General features: G+C 41.2%; 15 protein-coding genes. 10 read left to right on the forward strand and 5 right to left on the reverse strand.

Annotated features, from left to right (window positions below; genetic code table 11):
* From LEP1GSC192_RS06275 to LEP1GSC192_RS06285, 3 genes are all read left to right on the forward strand, one after another.
* Positions 1-873 carry an efflux RND transporter periplasmic adaptor subunit gene (locus LEP1GSC192_RS06275; RefSeq protein WP_020769238.1) on the forward strand — a complete coding sequence of 291 codons (873 nt, stop codon included), beginning with the start codon at positions 1-3 and terminating at the stop codon, positions 871-873.
* Positions 874-1,087: 214 nt separating this feature from the next.
* Positions 1,088-1,615: a hypothetical protein gene (locus LEP1GSC192_RS06280; RefSeq protein ID WP_020769358.1), complete on the forward strand. Its 528-nt coding sequence runs from the start codon at positions 1,088-1,090 to the stop codon at positions 1,613-1,615.
* A 227-nt stretch (positions 1,616-1,842) separates the two neighbouring features.
* The gene (locus tag LEP1GSC192_RS06285; RefSeq protein WP_020769224.1) at positions 1,843-2,928 is read left to right on the forward strand and encodes an SH3 domain-containing protein; all 1,086 of its coding nucleotides are present in this window, start codon (positions 1,843-1,845) and stop codon (positions 2,926-2,928) included.
* 52 nt (positions 2,929-2,980) lie between these two features.
* On the opposite strand, the gene LEP1GSC192_RS06290 is transcribed toward LEP1GSC192_RS06285, so the two are convergent.
* The 5 genes from LEP1GSC192_RS06290 to LEP1GSC192_RS06310 all read right to left on the reverse strand — a co-directional run bounded on the left by LEP1GSC192_RS06290 (position 2,981) and on the right by LEP1GSC192_RS06310 (position 8,769).
* Entirely contained in the window at positions 2,981-4,084 is a 1,104-nt protein-coding gene (locus LEP1GSC192_RS06290) for an alkene reductase (protein ID WP_020769156.1), read from the reverse strand.
* Positions 4,085-4,218: 134 nt separating this feature from the next.
* Positions 4,219-5,343 (reverse strand): CapA family protein, encoded by a 1,125-nt coding sequence (locus tag LEP1GSC192_RS06295; protein ID WP_020769026.1) that lies wholly within the window; start codon positions 5,341-5,343, stop codon positions 4,219-4,221.
* Between the two features lie 20 nt (positions 5,344-5,363).
* Positions 5,364-6,491, reverse strand: coding sequence for a hypothetical protein (locus LEP1GSC192_RS06300; protein WP_020769341.1), 1,128 nt, complete (start codon positions 6,489-6,491; stop codon positions 5,364-5,366).
* A gap of 135 nt (positions 6,492-6,626) precedes the next feature.
* Positions 6,627-7,394, reverse strand: a complete 768-nt coding sequence (locus tag LEP1GSC192_RS06305; protein ID WP_157186894.1) for a hypothetical protein — start codon at positions 7,392-7,394, stop codon at positions 6,627-6,629.
* A gap of 193 nt (positions 7,395-7,587) precedes the next feature.
* The gene (locus LEP1GSC192_RS06310; RefSeq protein ID WP_020769088.1) at positions 7,588-8,769 is read right to left on the reverse strand and encodes an acyl-CoA dehydrogenase family protein; all 1,182 of its coding nucleotides are present in this window, start codon (positions 8,767-8,769) and stop codon (positions 7,588-7,590) included.
* Positions 8,770-9,269: 500 nt separating this feature from the next.
* Between LEP1GSC192_RS06310 and LEP1GSC192_RS06315 the strand changes: the two genes are divergently transcribed.
* The 7 genes from LEP1GSC192_RS06315 to trpS all read left to right on the forward strand — a co-directional run bounded on the left by LEP1GSC192_RS06315 (position 9,270) and on the right by trpS (position 17,024).
* Positions 9,270-11,447, forward strand: coding sequence for a glycosyltransferase family 39 protein (locus tag LEP1GSC192_RS06315; RefSeq protein WP_232420975.1), 2,178 nt, complete (start codon positions 9,270-9,272; stop codon positions 11,445-11,447).
* A 13-nt stretch (positions 11,448-11,460) separates the two neighbouring features.
* The gene (locus LEP1GSC192_RS06320; protein ID WP_020769109.1) at positions 11,461-11,757 is read left to right on the forward strand and encodes a hypothetical protein; all 297 of its coding nucleotides are present in this window, start codon (positions 11,461-11,463) and stop codon (positions 11,755-11,757) included.
* Between the two features lie 98 nt (positions 11,758-11,855).
* Positions 11,856-12,617, forward strand: coding sequence for an electron transfer flavoprotein subunit beta/FixA family protein (locus LEP1GSC192_RS06325; RefSeq protein WP_020769329.1), 762 nt, complete (start codon positions 11,856-11,858; stop codon positions 12,615-12,617).
* An 11-nt stretch (positions 12,618-12,628) separates the two neighbouring features.
* Positions 12,629-13,588 carry an electron transfer flavoprotein subunit alpha/FixB family protein gene (locus LEP1GSC192_RS06330; RefSeq protein ID WP_020769254.1) on the forward strand — a complete coding sequence of 320 codons (960 nt, stop codon included), beginning with the start codon at positions 12,629-12,631 and terminating at the stop codon, positions 13,586-13,588.
* A gap of 32 nt (positions 13,589-13,620) precedes the next feature.
* Complete coding sequence (locus LEP1GSC192_RS06335) at positions 13,621-14,211, forward strand: outer membrane lipoprotein carrier protein LolA (protein ID WP_008594884.1); 591 nt, start codon at positions 13,621-13,623, stop codon at positions 14,209-14,211.
* Positions 14,212-14,214: 3 nt separating this feature from the next.
* A complete protein-coding gene (locus LEP1GSC192_RS06340) occupies positions 14,215-16,047 on the forward strand; it encodes a hypothetical protein (RefSeq protein ID WP_020769334.1) in 1,833 nt (610 codons plus the stop codon).
* On the forward strand, positions 16,044-17,024 hold the full coding sequence (trpS, locus tag LEP1GSC192_RS06345) for a tryptophan--tRNA ligase (protein WP_020769104.1): 981 nt from the start codon (positions 16,044-16,046) through the stop codon (positions 17,022-17,024). Before LEP1GSC192_RS06340 ends, trpS begins: the two co-directional genes overlap by 4 nt.
* Positions 17,025-17,043: the final 19 nt, after the last annotated feature.

A 17,043-nucleotide genomic window follows, 5' to 3' on the forward strand; every position in this document is an offset into this window, starting at 1 on the left:
ATGCAACTAAAGGAAACCTTATTAAACTTATATTCCAATAAGATCGCCCGGATCTCCGCTGTCGGCGTTTTGCTACTCCTGATAGGCTGGTGGATTTTCAGGCCCAAACCTTTGCAAGTAGATATAGGGAAGGTGGAAAAAGGAACTTACCGACAAATCGTAGAAGAAGAAGGGATCACTAGGGTAAAAGAAAAATTCACCCTCTTCTCCCCTGTAAACGGTGTACTACAAAGAATAGAAAAACACGTGGGAGAAAAAGTCGATAAAGGCGAAACAGTCGCAGTCGTACGCTGGGATTATGATAGAACGATAAAATCCCCGATCTCAGGGAGTATTTTATCCATCCAAAGAGAAAGTGAAGGACCAATCTCTATAGGAGCGCCTATCCTTGAAATAGGAAATACTTCTTCTCTTGAGATCGTATGCGATATTCTCACCCAAGATAGTACTCATATCCATCCCGGAAATCCCGTTCTAATAGAAGGATGGGGAGGAGAACCTTTTCAAGGGAAAGTCAGGCTAATAGAACCTGCTGCATTCACCAAAATTTCCTCCTTAGGCGTGGAAGAACAAAGAGTTAGGACCATTATAGATATTACTCCCCCTCCTAAAATGGGAGATTCCTTTCGGGTACAAGCCAAAATTATCTCCTTTAGCAAAGATAACGTGCTGATCCTTCCGACTGCCGCTTTGTTTCGAGAAGGAGAAAACTGGGTGGTCTTTAAAGTGGTAAAAGGTAAGGCGCAGAAGACTAACGTGAAAATCGAAGCAAGAAGCGGAAAATTTTCCCTTCTGACGGAAGGTCTGCAAGAAGGAGACGAAGTGGTTTTGTATCCCACGGAAGAGATACGGAACGGAAAAAGGGTAAAATGACCCAATAGAAACTATTCGGATTTTTTTCCTAAAAAACTGAATTTTTGGAAAAAAAATTCATTGGTTCTCTAAAGTTTGTCCGATACTTAGTACAGATATGCCTAGGGAGTAACCGCTTAGATGCGACATAAACTCTTTGGAAAATGAAGGATCGGGTTTATCTACCGATTTTTCCAAAGGTTCGCCGGATTACACCGAAAGGAGGGTAAAGAACATGGACGTTCAACTTACGAATCTAGTCTCATCAGCAGAGAAACTTCTCCGCGACAAGAGATCTTCCGTTCCAGGAAGAACGGGAGTACCCTCGGAAGCCCAGAACGCAGCCGACAAAACCGAGTTTTCTAGCAGCTTGACCTCTAGATACTTGAAAGTTCAGGAAACCTTGGGAAATCTCCAAGAACAACTTTCCAAAGAACAAATGAAACTCGGAGTATTGAGCGAAGAGAATAACACACCTAAAGAGGATCTAATCAATATCCTTTTCGGTGAAACTCCTTTGTTCAGAGAATTGGTAGAAAATCCGAATCAGGATTTAAATCAATTGAGAGAAGAGGTCCGAGTCAAAAAGGACCAACTAATAGATTCTATCCGTAAATACGAAGTGGAATCCGAGAACGTACTCTCTGTCGGAATGCTTAAGAACCCTGAAAATTTCCGGAAATCGATCGAAAACCTTTCCGGCAAAGATATTCAGATGAAACAGCTCTCCGAGAAAACTATAGAAAGACTGATCCAAGATTAAGACTGAGGATCCCACAATCTAATATTTTAAATATACCCCTTAAACTGGGGATGGGACCCTCTTTATCTTTTCTCCTACACTTCCTCTTCATTCTAAATCGTAAAATTTGTAGAACAGGCTCTTATCCGATTTTGATAATCGAATCGCTCGCCTAATATTCTTAATACGAATTCTTTTCATCTTCAGATCGTTAAAAAGCTTGCGGCCTCTGCTTTCGAAACAATGCTTTGGCTGGAATGGCGCTTAAATTCCGGATCTTATTACTTTTACTTCTACCAACATTGTATCTTTCTTTGGTCGCTCAGACCTCGGACCCGTACCATTACGTGCTGATCACATCGGGAGTATTAAACGTTAGAGAAACTCCGGAAAACGGAAAGATCATCTTTACCTTAAACAGGGGAAATAAGGTCAAAATACTTCCGGATGAATCAAAAGGCCCGATCGATTGGACAAAGATCAAAACGGAAGACGGTCGAACCGGTTTCGTTTCTAGAAAATATTTAGGACTCACACCTCCGGATACCTTGGATGAGTATAAATTGATCGGATTCGTTTGGTCTGGATACGACCCAAAGGATCTACCTATCTTTGTTCCTCTGGCATTTTTCGGTCCAAGGGGTTGGCAAGAAGCAAAAGACGAATACGAATTCGATTATAAGTTCAGAAGCGGCGTGAATACTTCACTTCCTTCTTTCTCATTATTAGAAGGAGAAAAAGGTCCGTCTTTTTCCGCCACCTCTCCTACCACGTACGGATGCCAAGAATCCCCTGCATTAAAAGTAAAACCTACTGGAGATGTGAAGGCCAAAAAAGATTGGTTGGTATACTCTCCGGATCTTGGACTACAATCCATTCCACTCCAAGAATTATCCAAAACGGATCCCGATTATATTCTTTTTAAAAATTTGGCGGAAACCACCTGGAAAGCCAGAGGGTATCCTGAAACGGAATGGCTTCATTCCACGATGGAGGAAGTGTATTCCTTCAAAAATAATAAAAAGGAAACATTTCTTTCCGGAAGGATCGCCTATCATAAGAAAGGTGCGGAAAGAAGATATCTTTACTTACTCGGACGCAAATTCGGAACGGACAGGGTTCTGATCTCTTTTGAAAAATCCGAAAAACTGACGGAAGAATTGGGATTTTACGGCGGATCTTACCATTTGATCGGAGTGATCTACAGGGAGGAAGACCCCGTCCCTATATTATTATTCACTGATATCGGATACGATTCTTCCATTAAATCTTTATACGAATTGAAGAACGGGACCTTACAGTTATTATTAAGAGGAGCTGGAGACGCCTGTTAATTTTGTCCTAGTCCCGCTGCTTGAAAAATCCAAGCAGCGAAATCTGTTTAGATTAAACCTGGGAAAGCGCTGCCACAGGATAATCGGTATACCCTTTTTCACCCGGGGTATAAAAGAGAGAAGCATCCGGTTCGGTAAGAGGGATACCTTTCTCCAATCGTTCCACTAAATCCGGATTCGAAATAAAGTTACGACCGAATGCGATCAGATCCGCATTTTTTTGTTTTAGATCATAATCCGCACGCTCCGGATCGTAACCGCCTGAAAGAATATAAGTCCCGTTCGGGTTTTGAGATTTATAAGATTCCCTGATCACGGCAACTGTGGAATCCTTCGGCGCAGGAGCTCCCATCGAAGAATGGTTCACAATGTGAATGTAAACTAATCCCAATTTTCCCAAAGAAGTAGCGAGATCTTTATACTGTTCTTCTATTTCATTATGAATTTCTAAATCGTTGAATACGCCGTAAGGAGAAAGTCTGATCCCCACTTTTTCCGCACCAATCGCTTCCACAACCGCTGTGGCGACCTCTAAAGCGAATCTGTTCCTTTTTTTCCAATCTCCGCCATATTCATCGTTTCTATAATTTGCGCTTGGATGTAAAAATTGTTCTATCAGGTATCCGTTAGCGCCATGAAGTTCCACTCCATCAAATCCGGCTTTGATCGCGTTTTCTGCCGCATTCACATATTCTCGGATCGCCACTTGAATATCTTTTGGATTCATTTCTCGCGGGGGAGAATAAGGTTGGTTACCTTCCGCATCCGTCCACACCGTTCCTTTCAATCCGATCGCAGAAGGTCCTACTAATTCCGCACCTTCGGGTAAGTTCAAATTATTCCCTACTCTTCCTGAGTGCATGAGCTGGACAAATATTCTACCATGCGTTGTATGCACTGCATCCGTTACCTTCTTCCAACCCTGGACCTGTTCTTCCGAAAAAATTCCCGGGATCCTTGCATATCCTAAACCATTGGGAGAAGGAGAAACACCCTCTGTAATTAGTAAACCCGCTGCGGCCCTTTGGGAATAGTACGCTGCCATTAGATCGTTTGGAATATTGCCGATGGCTCTAGATCGGGTCATTGGAGCCATAACAGCTCTATTTTTTAGCTTATTCTTTCCTAATGTATATTCGGTAAATAATAGATTCATTTCTTTCCTCGGATCTTAGACGAAGAAATGCTTCATGATTGAACCTTTTTTACGTAAAGTGATTCAGAAAACCTATGTAGAAATAGCAGGATATTCCGTAGACCCAAGTTCGGGTTATTGGCCGTCAGTACGGATTAAGGACCCAGCAAATCTACAGTATCTTTGTAAAACTGTTTCATTCTTTGGTAAGCGGTATCGGTGAGTTTTCTTTCCTGGTCGTTATTCAGGTATTTTTTAACGGGCAGTAATCTGAACTGAGCCTTGGATCCTGTCCTATCTATATAAACCCAAACAGGCTCATACGCTATATCAAATATATTTAATTTATCATTCTCTTTAGATAAGGAGAATTTGAGGATAATTCCTCCGTCCACATAACGTCTATCCTGCCCGGAAATAAAGTTACCTAAAGAATAAATGTAAAATCTTTCCTTAAAGACACCAAATCTGTCTTTAATCGTCTTTTTTCCGAACTTTTGAAGAGTATGAGGATGCCCGCCCAATACGATATCCGCACCGGAAGAAAATGCATGGTCGACCATTTCTACTTGGAATGGATCCGGTTGGTGCAGATATTCCGTTCCGTAATGATACATTACGATAATTGCATCCGGCTTGGATTTTCTCGCTAATGCGATATCGGAAGCAATTTGGTCTTTATCTATCAGATTAATCACCGTGCCCGCGGGTATTTCCAGACCATTGGTCCCATACGTATAATCTAAAAACGCAAGATTCAGATTTCCGACAGGGACGAACAATATTCTATTTTTCTCATATTCTTCTTTGTCTTTGTAGGTCCCCAAATGTTTTAGACCCAATTGGTCCAGTACGGAAAGAGTTCTTACGACTCCTAACTTTCCTTTATCGCAAGAATGATTATTGGCAGTGGATAGAACATCAAAGCCGATATCTTTGATCGCTTTGGCAAGAGAATCCGGTGCACCGAACTGAGGATAACCTGTATACTGTTTTGGATCTCCAGGAAGGGTTGTCTCCAAATTGCCGACGGCAAGATCCGCTTCCGAGATCATGGAAGAAACCTCTTGGAATACTTCATCGAATTTCCAACAATCACATTCTTTATCGTATGCGGTATCGATCTGAGTTTGATGAGACATTATATCTCCCACCGCAACAATTCGGACGGATTCGGCGGAAGGGCCTGTCTTTACATTTTGAGATGAACAAGGAATTGTAAAAAATACTAGACCGAAACAAAGGGTAAAATTTCGGATCATATTAGGACTTTTGAACATCTTCCGAACTCCTGTTCAGATTATCTCTTGGGAGTAACGTTATCCGAGTCTTTTACAACCGGAGAATTCGTAGTCTCCGGAGGTAAAGCTTCGATCAACGAAAATCCTTTTACGATCGGTTTACGATTCCGAAGTAATATCGTGGTATACAGAAGATTCTGTTTAGTCAGCCAGACTTTCAAATTATCTAAAGATTGGATATTATAATGAAAAGGAAACTCTCTTGGGAACATTTCCCCATCCGGAAATCCGTATACCTTTGCCCCTTTTGTAACGGTACGGATCACTATACTTTTAGGATCTCCATAAAGATTCAGGAAATTTTTTCTCATTCCTTCCGGATATCTAAAATATTCTTCCGCATTAGAAGTATATAAAATACGGATCGGGATCTCCAGTTCTTTTGCTTTTTCCGAGATGGAATTGATGGTCTTATCCCCCAACAAATTCCCATCGATCGCAATTATCTTTCCGTCCAGAACGAGATTTCTCAAGAACTCATAGTCTTTCGTATCGTTATGAAAAGAGGTAAACTCCGGATACACTTTAGAGATCTTATGTAAATCCCCTAATCGTTGCGGAACAGCGCCTTTTCTAAGAGCGATTTGATATGACTTTAGAATTACTTGATATTCCGGATCATTCGAAAATCTTTTTTCAATGATAGGAAGGACATCGTTCTTATTCTTAGGATCCCATAACTTTTCATATTCCGGATAAGTAGGAGAAATTTCTATAAAATGAAGGTGAAGCCGATTGATGGAAACAGTGACAGGGTCGAAATCAAAAAGATAGGCGAACTCGCTTCTTGCCCAGGCGATCAATGTTAAATTCTGATCGGTCCCGACTCCCATATATCCGCCGCCTAAACCCACAACCCTGGATTTAAACAGATCCAATCTTCTCTCATTAGAAGAAGGATAATGTTCCGCATGAAGATGGCGGTCAGCGGGAGGAGTATCGATTGCTGAAAGTTGTAAACCGTCTCTAGTTAAAGAAGCCTTTTTTCCGAAAACGGAATGATCTGCCTGACCTTGACCGGAAGAACAATCTGTAAGATAAAAAGCGAAACAAATGAATAAAACCGTTAAGAATGGATTTTTTTTATTTTTGTGTAAAACGACCGTTTTAGGTCCTTTTTCTCTCATGAAATTCCTGCATCCCCGGGCGCTCAATACCCTTGCAGACAGAACTTATAAAACGGCTTTTATACGGGAAGAACTTTACGAGGCTATGGTATTGATAGATCGGCGAGTTAGTAGCCTCGCCGAAAAGCAAAAAGATTAGAGATACAATCCAAATCCAAAAGTCGCTTTTGGACCATGCATTTGTAAAGAATCCTGGATCTCTGTATATTTGAACCAATAATTAGTGTATTCAGCTTCAAAGAAACTATAAAGAGCACCCATATTGACTTTTACCCCTAAACGTCCGAATACTTTTCCTGCATAACAATTATGAGCACAACCACCGAGTCCTAATCCTAACATAAAATATGGATCTACAGTTTTTCTAGGATTCATATGGAAATTGATCCCGAAGTCCAGGGTCGTGGAATTTACACTCATCTTTTCCGTAGTCGGAGCTGATAGGATAGACGATATAATAATTGGATCAGAAGGGATCGATCCGTTGGAAATTCCTTGGATCAAATATAAATTGGCAGTATCGTTTCTAGGAAAAGTCAATTGAACTATATCGGAAGATAACCCGAATACGAACCCGATTATGTTCGGAGCATATTCCGCATAAAATCTAGTGCTATATACATCGCCCTTTGGGGCTGGTGTCGGCCTAGACATCAAATATAAAAGCGCCGGATCTATTGTACCTCCGCCAAAAAGGATACTGGGAAGTGCAGCGGCATTAGGGTTTCCAAACCATCCAAGGTTTTGTACGTTTGCATTTCCATATCCGATACCATATTGAACGGACCAATTGCTATTATTCTGATTCCCAGCCTCCCTATTGTCGGCACTTGCACTTGTTGAGGAAACAAGTATAACTAATATACATAATACGCTGATTTTTTTTCCGATTAAATTTTTCATTCTTTCTCCTAGATAAACCATCTTCATTGGCATCTACCACAATATTATCATAATGTGAATATAAAGTTTATCCAATATTGGAGAAAGAAAGACAATGTTAGGCGGACCCTATACGTTTTTACGCCTAATCTTTACTCTTAGAGAAGGATTTTTAAGAAAACCTTACCCCATTTTGGGTAAGATTTTCTTAAAATTAGGAAGTCGTGTATAACTTCTTCAAATCTGCAGCTATGTTCTTTTGCATTGCTTCGTTTGTTCCACCTCCGATAGAAAGTAAGATGGCATCTCTATGTAATCTTTCTACCGGATATTCTCTACAATAACCGTAACCGCCCAATACTTGGATTGCGTTCCTGGAAACTCTTTCCGCCATTTGGGTAGAAACCAATTTTGCAGATGCGGCCCCAAGCGAGTTACGATTTTCAGGATGGATCTTAGAAGCTACATCATACACCAATGCTCTTGCAGCTTGGTAATCCGCATAAGATTCAGCGATCAATCTTTGGATTTGTCCGAATTCTATTAACTTCTTATCGAAGGCTTCTCTATGGAGAATGGAATATTCGCACATAACGTCTATACAACGTTTTGCGATTCCTAAAGATTGAGCTGCAAGAGTCACTCTTTCAATCTCCAGGTTTCTCATCATGTGAGTTAAGGCACCATCCTCGGAGCCGATCAAATTTTCCGCGGGAACCTCTAAGTTCTCGAAGATCAGTTGGGTGGTGGGAGAAGACCTCATCCCCATCTTCTCCTCTTTTTTGCCGAAACTGAATCCAGGATAAGAACTCTCTACAATAAAGGAAGTGGTTCTGCGAGAATCCTTGCTGGTTTTTGCATATACTAAAAAGACCTGACCTACAATCCCGTTTGTGATAAATTGTTTTCGACCGTTTAATATAAATTTATCACCTTTACGAGTCGCAACAGTTCCCATTCCAAGAACGTCTGTCCCTGCTCCGGGTTCTGTCATTCCCATTCCCCCGATCCATTCTCCGGAGAGAACCTTAGGCATATACTTCGCTCTTTGAGCAGGATTCCCACTATGATAGAAATTGTTTACGAAAAGTACTTCATGAGCTAAATATGATAGAGTAAATCCTGGATCATAAGCGGAAAATTCCTCGTGGATGATCACACTTGCCACAGGATCAAGCCCCATCCCTCCATCCTCCTGCGGAACAGTGACTCCGAATATTCCTAATTCGGCTCCCAACCTGCGAAAGAGATCCTTATTAAAGGACTCTTCATCATCATGATCCTTTGCTTGTTCGTCCAGATTCTCTTTTGCGAAAGCGCTTACATTTTCCCTCAAAGAAAGATGATCGTCGGTTGGATTATAAAGATCTATTTTTTTTTCTTGGATTCCCTTCATTCTAATGCCCTATTCGGTTTCAACTTAAGTATTTTGGACCCGTTGTAAATTGCAACCGAGTTACTGATCTCTTCCTAATAGGGTCGGAGTAGATTCTCCTTCTTTTTTTGATTTTTTGGAAATAACCCCATCATTTTTCCGTTGTCTATTTCGTGAAAACATTCACTAAGACCTAAATTTGATCTACAAATACAAGCTTTACAAATCAAGGATACGATATTATTACGTATTAGGCAGTGGTTTCCTTGGTAAATTTCTTATTTTTTTTAGGCATCCTCCTAAATACGTATTTTATATCGGTCATCCTCCATAAAAAAGGAATTTCACAACCCTTATCCAGAAACTTAGTCTCCTTTACCCTCTCTATTTTAATAGCCGGGTCAATCGCTCTTCTATTAGTTTCCTTCGAGTCTTACAAAATCCTCCCCGTAGTTTTCATTCAACTTTTAGTCGCCGGATCATTCTTAGCTTACATACTCGTTCGCAAGGTTGATCCAATATTGAGTCCACTCTCCGGTAGGAACAACTCCGGAAATTTATTTACTTACATCATTCTTACTTTGCTGCTCGTAAGTGCTGGAGCAATGTATTCCCTTTTTCCGATAGAGTATATTAAAGGAGATAGAGATCATGGAGTGTATGTTGTTTTCGGGAGTAAAATCCAAAAAACGGGGGGTCTGAATTTTGATGATTTTCGTTATCAGGACTTGACACGGGTTTTAGGGAATAATATTATTTTCGGTTATCCGGCAATCCATTCGGATCATTCTCCTCAGGATCCTTCCGTTCCGATCGGTTCTCTTTCTCCCCGTTTTTATCCCCTCTTCCCAACTTTTTTAGCTCTTTCCGCTGATCTGTTCGGACTAGATGGGATGTTCCGAGTGAATTCAATATTCGGTGTATTATCTTTAGTATTCATATTTTTGATCGTAAAAAAATGGATAGGACCTTGGGGAGCATTGATCGCAGTTTTTTTCTGCGCCTTCAACCCGGCTCAACTCTGGAATGTTAGGACGACCCTTTCAGAGCCCTTAGGGCAATTGCTTATATTATTCTCATGTTACTTGGCTCTTTATTTTTTTCGAAAGAGCAAGGGATGGATGTTCTTTGCAGGCGGAGTCTTAGGATTAAGCAGTTTCAATAGGATAGACAGTTTAATTTATTTTCCTGCACTTGCGATCCTCGTTGGTTATTTATTATTTTTAAGAAAAAAATCTCTTTGGAGAGGATTTAACTTCTTATTCGGATATTCGGCGATTTCGATCTTAGGAGTTTTATACGGTTATATCAATTCCAAACCGTACATGCTTGATCTATGGAGAAGTAAACAGTTACTAAAATTAACCGTTTTTTGTGTTTTTTCATCTATCTTACTATCCGGTTTATTGATCTTCTCCAATTTACAATTCGGAAAACAATCGATTGTATTACTTAAAAACACGATCCTCAAGAATAAAAAAATCTTACGGATCGTAATTCTTTCCTCCTTATTTCTCTTAATTACATTCGCTTATTCTATTCAACCTGTAATTAGTAATTCGGAGAATCTAACTGATTTCTTTTATTTCAAAAAGAACAGCTTTATATTCTTCTTATTTTATGTTCCTCTTATTCTAGTATTGTTCGGGATCGGAGGATATGATCTATTAGTCTTCCGAAAACAATCTTCCGGCTCATTGGTATTTTTGCTATTAGGATCCCTTCTCTCTTTTGTTTACTTCTACGATCCGAGCATTTATCCGGATCATTACTGGGCATCTAGACGCTGGCTCTTATTTCCCGTTCCTTTTGTATGTATAATGGGAGTTTTGGGAATGTATTCTCTTCCCATAAAAAAACAAGTATTTAAGTCTACCCTGATCGCAATCGTATTTGCAGGTTATGTATATCATCTTTACAATCGAGAAAGATTGATCTTCTTTGAAAGAATGTTGTCCGGTTATTCGGAGGAATTCGAAAGACTATCTATCGCTTTACCGAACGAGAAAGCGATATACTTTACCAAAAAACAGGATCTTGCAAGCCCCCTTCGTTATCTAAGCGGAAGAGAAACTTATTTGATCCACAAGACCCGTCCTTTTTTAGAAAAAGCAAGCCGACTTATCGAATCAGGTTGGAATGTATATTTGATCGAAGAAGATTTCCATTTAGAAGATGGATCTGTTACTTTAGAAAAAGTGGATCAGATCAGTTTAGAAGGAAATTATCCTTTGGATACGGTGAATCGTTATCCGGATATGCTTTTGTATAGAGGGGTCTTCTTACAGGTTTATAAATTAGGATTAGGCCCGAAGGTCTCCATCCAGACAAAAAAATCGGTCTCTATAAATCCTTCTCAATTCACCTACACGTTAAAGACGGTAAGATCGGAACGTAGAAGCCAGCCGAATGTTTATGAAGAAGTGAAAGCCTACGCGTATTGTTTTCAGATAAACCCTACTGGAAAGTTTAAAGTGGAATTCGAAGGAGAGTCCCTAAGCCAAGCTACTTTCAGCGTGACTGCGAACCAATCTTCTTCGGTAATTTTTCCCGAGTCTCCAGGAGTTGGGGACGATAGAAAGATGAGCATCGAATTCTCAGTGGAAAATCCCGAGACAGACGATATACAAATCAGGTTCCACACGAAAAGGGACAGGCAAGCAGTTCTTAAATCCCTGCAATTATCGAGAATTCCCTGAACGGAGAATGAATATGCTATATTCTGTCGTATTAACTTTGGTTTGCCTTTTCGCTTTGGTTCTCGGGATCCGAAATCTAGGAAAATTTCCCCTAAGTTTACAAGAGTTCCGTTTAGAGATCGAGACCTCATTTGCTAACCCGTTTTCCGGAAAGTCCTTAACCTGGTTCTTGTTTCTGATCAGTTTTTTCCTTTTACCGTTTTTCTGGGGATTAACCTTCTTCCTTCAATCGGATGCGAATGTATTGGTTATCATTTTAGGATTATTTTGGATCTATTTTTGGAGCAGAACACTCATTCTGTTTCGATAGGCGAGATTTCCCGAAATAACCGCAAAAAAGTAGTTTGCATTCAAGCTTTTCAGAAATTTCGTGTTTTATAGCCCTATTTATTTGGAGAACGAAAGTTCATGAAGATCATCGTTTTAGTGAAACAGGTGCCTGACACCGAAACGAATATCAAAGTCGGGGACAAGTCCATCAATGAAGCCGGAATTAAATGGATTATCTCTCCGTACGACGAATTCGCAATTGAAGAAGGACTTAGATTACGCGAGAAAAACGGAGGAGAGGTTATTGCAGTCTCTCTAGGACCGGATCGCGTTCAAGAGTCTTTACGCCAAGCATACGCAATGGGAGCGGACCGTGCCGTTCAGATCAAAGTGGACAATTACGTTCCTTTCGACACCGTTTTAACCGCAGAACTGATCGCAAATTTCGCGAAAGCTGAAAATGCAGATATCATCATCGGCGGACGCCAATCTATCGATAGCGATAGTTCCCAAGTAGTGATCCAAGTAGCAGAAGGCCTCGGGATTGCTCATATTTCTTTCGCAGTTAGTTTAGAGATCAGCGGAACTTCCGTAAAAGCTACCAAAGAAGTAGAAGGTGGAACACAAGTTGTGGAAACCAGCCTACCTGTAGCAATCACTGCTCAAAAAGGATTAAACGAACCTCGTTATCCTAACCTAAAAGGTTTGATGGCTGCAAAGAAAAAGCCTATCGAAACCAAAACGCCTGCAGATCTGGGAAATCCTGCAAGCAAGATTGAAGTAGTGGGCCTTGAGCCTCCTCCACCTCGTATTCCTGGTCGCAAGTTAGAAGCGGCAGATGCGAAAGGTTACGCTGAACAATTAGTAAAAGCTCTTCGCGAAGAAGCTAAGGTTATCTAAGGAGAACACCCGTGAGCAACGTTTTAATCGTAGGCGAACTCAAAAACGGAGAACTCAAAAAGATCTCCAAAGAAATCACTTCCGCTGGCCGCAAAATTGCGGACGCACTCGGAGGAAAAGTTACCGCTCTTCTTATCGGATCCGGAGTTGAAAAATTCGCAGGAGACCTGGGAGCAGTCGGAGCGGACAGCATAGTTACCGTAAATGCAGGAGACTTCAACGCGGAAACTTGGGCGAACTTAGTAGCCGGAGTAATTCAGGACAAAAAACCTTCCGTTGTTTTAGTTCCTCACACTTCTCAAGGAAAAGATTATTCTCCAAGAGTAGCTGTTAAAGTAGGAGCGGGAATCGTAGCTGATGCAGTAGGTCTTTCCGTAGATGGCGGCAAAGTAGTAGCTAAGAAGCCGATCTACTCCGGAAAAGCATACGGTAATTTCAAAATTACTAGCGATGTAGCTATCTTTACCGTTCGTCCAAACTCACAAGAAGTAGTACAAAAAGCCGGAGCAGGTGCAACTGAAGCCGCTAGTCCGTCTGCTGGAGATGCGAAAGTTAAAATTGTTTCTTCTGATCTAAGCGGCGGGAACAAAGTTCAATTAGCGGAAGCTTCTATCATCGTATCCGGGGGACGTGGAATTAAAGGACCTGAAAACTGGCCTGTTCTCCAAGGTTTGGCGGACGTTTTAGGTGCGGCTTTAGGTGCTTCTCGTGCTGCGGTCGACGCAGGCTGGATTTCTCATAGCCATCAAGTGGGTCAAACCGGTAAAACCGTTTCCCCGAACTGCTATATCGCATGCGGAATTTCCGGAGCGATCCAGCACTTAGCCGGAATGGGTTCCTCCAAGTATATCGTGGCTATCAATAAGGACGGAGATGCTCCGATCTTCAAAGTAGCTACCTACGGAGTCGTAGGAGATCTTTTCGAAGTCGTGCCGGCTCTGACCGACGAGTTTAAAAAAGTACTTGGATAATTTCGTCTAATGAAGCCATAGTAGGAACGATTATGGCTTCATCCAAGGGTATCTTATCCTTTTTGGGTGCCGCAGCTCTACTGGTCTGCGGCACTTCTATTTTATCCGATCCTGGCAAGGAACGGTTAAGCGGCGTCATCGGAAAGATGGCCGAAATTTCCAGTTTTCGGGCGAGTATTACGATCAATAATGAACTCACCGGAACTCTGTCTTATCAAAAACCGAATCATATCCATGTAAAATTTTCCGACGGAAGGGTCATCGCTTCCAACGGACGTTATCTTTGGTTTTATTCCCCTTCCAGAGGAATTGTAGGAAAACAGGACGTAAAAGGTATGACCGGAGGAATGGCTGGCCTACTCTCCGGATACGAAGAGGTGACCCCAGTGGGAGGTTCGCTTCGCCTAAAATCAGCAACCAGAACTTACGAAGAGATCGTGGTTACCCTAGGTCCTGACAATACTCCTCGTTCCCTCCGAATGAAGAGCAGATCTACAGGAGAATATACCTCCGTAAGTTTTTCCGGAGTCCAAACCGGTATAGGTTTACCTGCGTCCCTCTTCAATTTCGGAGCACCTGCGAACGCGCAAATTGTGGAGAACCCGCTTAACGAGAGGGAATAAGTTTTGTCTACTTCTCGCACAGACGCCCATAAGGTCTTCGCAGACCTCTATCGAAAGACACGTTCTCCGGAACACCAACAGAAGATAGACGAAGTCATACAAAAATCGAACGATATATTCATTCGTATCGACTTGATGAAAAAAGTCGACGAAGAGTTCGAACAAAAGAAGAAAGAAGAATCAGGCAAAAAACCGGAAGAAGAAGATAGATCTTCAAAATCATCTCAGTCCTCCTCCGCTTCTTCCAAAGCTGCGCCTAAACCTGTAAAAAGACAACAGGATGCCGGAGCAGGTCTAGGATTTCTCGCCAACCTTTTCGGTGGAAATGCGAATATTACGAAATTTGCAAAAGAAACCGGAACTGTAGAAGTAGGTTTTTTAGGAAGAAATTCCAAGATCGCTCCTTCTGTAGAAAGATTATTCAAAGCATTAAAAGAAGACCAGATCATATCCACATTACAGGCGCTTAGGCTTGCGGAAAGCCAAGGTTGGAGACATTGGAGACCATTGGTCTACAATGTGGTACTGAATTTTAATAAATTTTTCAATAACTTCATCTCTTTAGATTCGCTCTTCATCGACGAAATTTCTCCGGAGATCTTTTTGAACAGATCTTTGAAGATGCAGATGTATTATGCACGTCATCTTTCCAGGAACGACGCCAGAGATATCATCTTAGGCCATGTTCCGGAGTTGGTAAAGAAGGACGAAAAATTATCCGTAAAACTTCCGTCCATCATATCCGGCTTGAACTATGGATTAAATCTGGAAAACGGAAGACCCAAACTTACGGATGCGATCCGGGCATTCTATGTGGTTTCCAATAAAAAGGTGATCACTTGGGACGAAATATTAGATTCTCTGAATGTTCCTCCGATCAACGAAACCAAATTCCAGGGTTCTCCCGATATAACCAAAGAAGTGGAAACAACATTGATCAAATTGTCGGATGATATTCTGACAAGGATGAACAAGAAAGAAGAACTACACGGTCTAAGACAACGTTATTTCAAAATAGACGATAATGGAAAGATCTCATTCGATTTCTTGAACGGGGTTGTAGACGATTATTTCGCCCATCATATGCCGGAGAATATGAACTCTGCGGCCTTTAAATCCTCATATAAAGGAATGCCTCATAAACTGATCCATATCCTACTTCGTGATTTTCAGTCATGTTACACACCTTTATTGGAAGGAATGGTTAAGATCGGGACCAAAAACCATAATAGGGATGTGCTGGTGATCCAACCCGGCCTATTCAAAGCGGAGATAGAGGAAATTAATAATCTTCTTAGACAATTGGATGCGTTCAACAAAAAGTATCCCAGCTTTCAATATACTTTCTCCAATTTTAACCAAAATACTTCAGGCGGATCCGTAGAAGACCAGATCACGGTAAACTTGCTAAGATTACTTTCGGAAGCTTCCGCCTTCATGGGAAAATTTGCGGAAAAAATCAACGTATTGGTGGAAAACCATCTATTAGCAAAAGATTATGAAACGAAAGGACAATTAAACGAAAGGGTCCTTGCTTCTAAAGAAAAAGTGATCGAAGAAGTGAAAGTCCTTCACAGATTCATACCATATTATGATTCCACGATGGTCTCCGGGAATCGTTTAAACGGCAAAACTTTGGAATACGTTTTTGTGGATATGGCGCAGCTATTATTTAACTACGCAGTCATCTATAAAGACAAGTTCACCGTTAACAAACTGACCGCTCATAGAAAGTTGGATTCGGAGCTAAGCGCATTAAAGGCCGAGTACGAACGTCTATCCGGAAAAACTTTCGACGATCCACAAAACCGATTCTCTTCCTCGGAGGAACAATGAGGATATTGACCGGAGTACAACCTTCTGGTAAATTACATTTAGGAAATTACTTCTCCGTTATACGCAAGTTAGTCGATTATCAAAACAATTCAGATCTATTTTGTTTTGTGGCAGATTTACATGCCTTGACTACTTTTAGTTCCGCAAAAAACCAAACGGAAAATACTTATGATGCCGTTTGCGATTTTTTAGCCTTAGGAATTGATCCGGACAAATGTGCTTTCTGGATCCAATCGGAAGTTCCGGAAGTCACGGAACTCACTTGGTATTTGAGCATGTCGATCACAGTTCCTAAATTGGAATTAGCTCACTCTTATAAAGATAAAGTCGCAAAGGGAATTGTTCCGAGCGGTGGACTTTTCTTTTATCCGGTATTAATGGCAGCGGATATTCTTGCATTCAATAGTGATAAGGTGCCGGTAGGAAAAGACCAAAAGCAACATTTAGAATACGCAAGAGATATAGCGGAGAAGTTCAACTCCCAATATGGAGAAACTTTTAAACTTCCGGAACCTGAAATTGACGAGGAGACTGCGATTGTGCCCGGAGTGGACGGTGCAAAAATGTCCAAGTCGTATGGAAATACGATCAACTTTTTCGATGATGAGAAGAAGTTAAAAAAATCGGTAATGGGAATTCTCACGGATTCCGCCGGAGTGGAAGAACCGAAGGATTATGAAAAAAGTATAATATATGCGATCCATTCCCTTTTCTTAGACGAGTCCGACAAAAAAGATCTGCAATCCAGATTTACCAACCCGGGGACCGGTTACGGAGATCTCAAAAAAGCACTGTTAGAAACGATCTTAGATTATTTCGGGCCTTACAGAAAAGAAAGAGAAAAGATCTCGGCTGATCCAGTATACGTAAGATCCGTCATGAAAAAAGGTTCCGATAAAGCAAGAGCGGCTTCGTCCCAGATCTTGGATAATGTGAGAGACAGACTCGGGATCGGGATCTCAAAAGTTTCGAACTAAAATATACCGCGGAATGAGA

It is taken from the genome of Leptospira sp. B5-022, from assembly GCF_000347035.1.
Lineage (GTDB): Bacteria > Spirochaetota > Leptospiria > Leptospirales > Leptospiraceae > Leptospira_B > Leptospira_B cinconiae.